Genomic DNA, 3,262 nt, shown 5'->3' with positions numbered 1-3,262 from the left:
TCGCCGATGGTAGTGTGGGGTCTCCCCATGTGAGAGTAGGTCATCGTCAAGCTCCTATCCCAAAACCCCTGGTCAGCGATGACCAGGGGTTTTGCTTTTGCGCGCGGAAAAGTCTGCGAAAATCCGGGGAAAAGGCAGCTATACGGCAGGGCTTTTCGTAGGCAAAGCGCAAGTGCCTCTATATGATGCGTGCCTGGCTAGTGTGGGGCGTCTATGCAGACCTTGCTGAAACTACTTCAAGACGGGCGATTCCACTCCGGTGAGGAGTTGGGGGCGGTACTGGGCATCAGTCGCAGTGCAGTCTGGAAACGCTTGCAGCACCTGGAGGCTGAACATGGCCTGCAGTTCCACAAGGTGCGTGGCCGGGGTTACCGCCTGGCGAGTCCCCTCAGTCTCCTGGATCCGCGGAAGATCGACAGCCTCTGGCCTGTCGAGATCATGCCCACCGTCGATTCGACCAATAGCGAGGCCATGCGTAGGCTCGCGGCTGGAGCCTCGACGCCTTTAGTTATCGTCGCCGAGCAGCAGACTGCCGGGCGTGGACGTCGCGGCCGAGCCTGGGTCAGTCCCTATGGAGAGAACCTCTATTATTCTCTGGCCATTACTGTCAGGGGGGGCGCTCGGGAGCTCGAAGGGTTGAGCCTGGTTGTCGGTCTCGCGGTGCTCCGGGCCCTGGAGTCCTTGGGCGTCCGGGACGCCGGGTTGAAGTGGCCGAACGACGTTCTGCAGGGAGGCAAGAAGATCGCCGGAATTCTCCTGGAGCTGAGTGGCGACCCCGCGGATCTGTGTCATGTCGTTATCGGCATAGGGATCAACGTCAACATGAAGACCGCCACTGATATCGGCCAGCCTTGGACCTCCCTGCGCGAAGCGCTGGGGGAACTGGTGGATCGTTCGCGGCTGCTTTCTGCTCTCAATCGGCAGTTGGCCGATTATCTCGATAGGCATTCGCGCGAAGGCTTTGCTGCAAGTCGCGAGGAGTGGGAGTCCTGCAATCTCTGGCAGGGTGCCCAGGTCATTCTCTCGACTGCCCTGAGTTCCATCGAGGGTCGTGTGCTGGGTGTCGATAGCCGAGGAGCGCTGCGTCTCGAGGTGGATGGCGTGGAGCAGGGGTTCAGTGGAGGGGAGCTTAGTTTGAGGTTGCGTCAATGATTCTTGAGCTCGACTGTGGAAACTCGCTGATCAAGTGGCGGGTCATCGAGGGGGCGGCACGGTCGGTCGCCGGTGGCCTTGCGGAGTCCGATGATGCCCTGGTCGAACAGTTAACGTCGCAGCAAGCGCTGCCAGTGCGAGCCTGTCGCCTGGTGAGCGTTCGCAGCGAGCAGGAAACCTCGCAACTGGTCGCACGGTTGGAGCAGCTGTTCCCGGTCTCGGCGCTGGTTGCATCATCCGGCAAGCAGTTGGCGGGTGTGCGCAACGGCTATCTCGATTACCAGCGCCTGGGGCTCGACCGCTGGCTGGCCCTCGTCGCGGCTCATCACCTGGCTAAGAAGGCCTGCCTGGTCATTGATCTGGGGACCGCGGTCACCTCTGACCTGGTCGCGGCGGATGGAGTGCATCTGGGGGGCTACATATGCCCGGGCATGACCCTGATGAGAAGCCAGTTGCGCACCCATACCCGACGTATCCGCTACGACGATGCAGAGGCCCGGCGGGCGCTTGCCAGTCTCCAGCCAGGGCAGGCCACGGCCGAGGCGGTTGAGCGGGGTTGTCTGCTCATGCTCAGGGGGTTCGTTCGTGAGCAGCACGCCATGGCGTGCGAGCTGCTCGGTCCGGATTGTGAAATATTCCTGACGGGTGGGGATGCCGAACTGGTTCGCGACGAACTGGCTGGCGCCCGGATCATGCCGGACCTGGTTTTCGTAGGGCTGGCACTGGCTTGCCCGATTGAGTGAGAGGATCTATGCGCTGGTTCTTCCTGTTTCTCCTGGCCCTGAACGTCTTCTACTACGTCTGGCACCAGCAGCAATCCCCGCTACGGGCCAAGGAAATCGCACCGCTGGAACTCTATAAGGATGGGCAGAAGAACATTCTGCTGTTGGCCGAGAGCAACCTTGCTTCCAGGGCGCGCTCGGGATCGCAGGTGCCGGCGCCGAGTGTGCCTCCGGCTGCCGAAGAGTCGATCGCATCGGAGTCGGCCTGTCTCTATCTTGGCGGAGGCGGTGAGGAGGCGGATGCCCGAAGGTTGCAGCAGCGCCTGCTGGGCCTGGATATCGAGGCGGAGGTCGAGGCTCGTGGGGAGATGAGCGTCGATTACTGGGTCTATCTTCCTCCGCTAGCCTCGCGGGAGGCTGCGCTTCGTCAGTTGAAGGAGCTTCAGGCGCGCAATATCGACAGCTACCTGATTGGCGAGGGAGTGCTGGCCAATGGCATTTCTTTGGGGATGTTTTCCGCGCGGGATTCGGCTGAAAGTGCGCAGGTGCGTCTCAAGACGGCAGGTTACGAGGCGGAGCTGAAGGAATTGCCCCGCGGGCAGCGTGATTTCTGGGTAAGGGTGGCCCCCGGCAGCCGGCGCCTGGTGGATGAGCAACTGCTCCAGGAGCTGGCTCGGGACTTCAAGGGATTGCAGCATCAAATAATGTCGTGCAAAGGTGTTGCATCCCCCTGATGGTTTGCATAGAATGGCGCCCGCTTCGCAGGGGGAAGGCTGAAAGACTCCTACCATGAAGTTGCTGTTGAAACCTAAGTTCAGGTTTTTTAAGAGAAAACTCTTGACAGCAAGGTGGCAGACGTAGAGAATGCCGCCCACCAGTTTGGAGGGATTCCCGAGTGGCCAAAGGGATCAGACTGTAAATCTGACGTCATAGACTTCGAAGGTTCGAATCCTTCTCCCTCCACCAGTTTAAAAGCGTGAGCTTCGGGCTCCGCGGGTATAGTTCAGTGGTAGAACCTCAGCCTTCCAAGCTGATGATGCGGGTTCGATTCCCGCTACCCGCTCCAGTCAAGTTGCTTGTGTTTCGCTCATGTAGCTCAGTTGGTAGAGCACACCCTTGGTAAGGGTGAGGTCAGCGGTTCAAATCCGCTCATGAGCTCCATTTATCCAAGGGCAGATATGAAAATATCTGCCCTTGTTCTAATGGTAGCGTGATCCGCTCAATTCCTTGAAGGGGATGGTCTCCATGGCTAAAGAAAAATTTGAACGGAACAAGCCGCACGTCAACGTCGGCACCATCGGTCACGTTGACCATGGCAAGACCACTCTGACCGCTGCACTGACCAAGGTCTGCTCCGACACCTGGGGTGGTTCCGCTCGTGCTTTCGA

The 3,262-nt window shown here is 59.7% G+C and carries 4 protein-coding genes and 3 tRNA genes; all 7 read left to right on the top strand.

Features of this window, described 5'->3' with window-relative positions; translation table 11 throughout:
- Nucleotides 1–213: 213 nt before the first annotated feature.
- Nucleotides 214–1,152 (top strand): bifunctional biotin--[acetyl-CoA-carboxylase] ligase/biotin operon repressor BirA, encoded by a 939-nt coding sequence (birA, locus tag FFS27_RS30795; protein WP_021263049.1) that lies wholly within the window; start codon nt 214–216, stop codon nt 1,150–1,152.
- Entirely contained in the window at nt 1,149–1,895 is a 747-nt protein-coding gene (locus FFS27_RS30790; RefSeq protein WP_003129269.1) for a pantothenate kinase, read from the top strand. The genes birA and FFS27_RS30790 overlap by 4 nt, the downstream gene beginning before the upstream one ends.
- A gap of 8 nt (nt 1,896–1,903) precedes the next feature.
- Entirely contained in the window at nt 1,904–2,608 is a 705-nt protein-coding gene (locus tag FFS27_RS30785) for an SPOR domain-containing protein (RefSeq protein ID WP_003112013.1), read from the top strand.
- A 147-nt stretch (nt 2,609–2,755) separates the two neighbouring features.
- Nucleotides 2,756–2,840: transfer RNA gene (locus FFS27_RS30780), tRNA-Tyr, on the top strand.
- A gap of 26 nt (nt 2,841–2,866) precedes the next feature.
- A tRNA-Gly gene (locus FFS27_RS30775) sits at nt 2,867–2,940 on the top strand.
- 19 nt (nt 2,941–2,959) lie between these two features.
- A tRNA-Thr gene (locus FFS27_RS30770) sits at nt 2,960–3,035 on the top strand.
- Nucleotides 3,036–3,119: 84 nt separating this feature from the next.
- On the top strand, nt 3,120–3,262 hold a 143-nt coding region (locus FFS27_RS30765; protein ID WP_234464625.1), incomplete at its 3' end, for a GTP-binding protein.

Origin of the sequence: Pseudomonas sp. 2VD, from assembly GCF_005503585.1 — a bacterium.
GTDB lineage: Bacteria > Pseudomonadota > Gammaproteobacteria > Pseudomonadales > Pseudomonadaceae > Pseudomonas > Pseudomonas aeruginosa.
The sequence above is the reverse complement of the archived record's forward strand: the minus strand, read 5'-3'. Positions and strand labels throughout refer to the sequence as shown.

Bases quoted from the DNA above. Each gene is read 5' to 3' on its own strand.
- FFS27_RS30790 (WP_003129269.1), top strand. From the start codon at position 1,149: ATGATTCTTGAGCTCGACTGTGGAAACTCGCTGATCAAGTGGCGGGTC.
- birA (WP_021263049.1), top strand. From the start codon at position 214: ATGCAGACCTTGCTGAAACTACTTCAAGACGGGCGATTCCACTCCGGT.
- FFS27_RS30785 (WP_003112013.1), top strand. From the start codon at position 1,904: ATGCGCTGGTTCTTCCTGTTTCTCCTGGCCCTGAACGTCTTCTACTAC.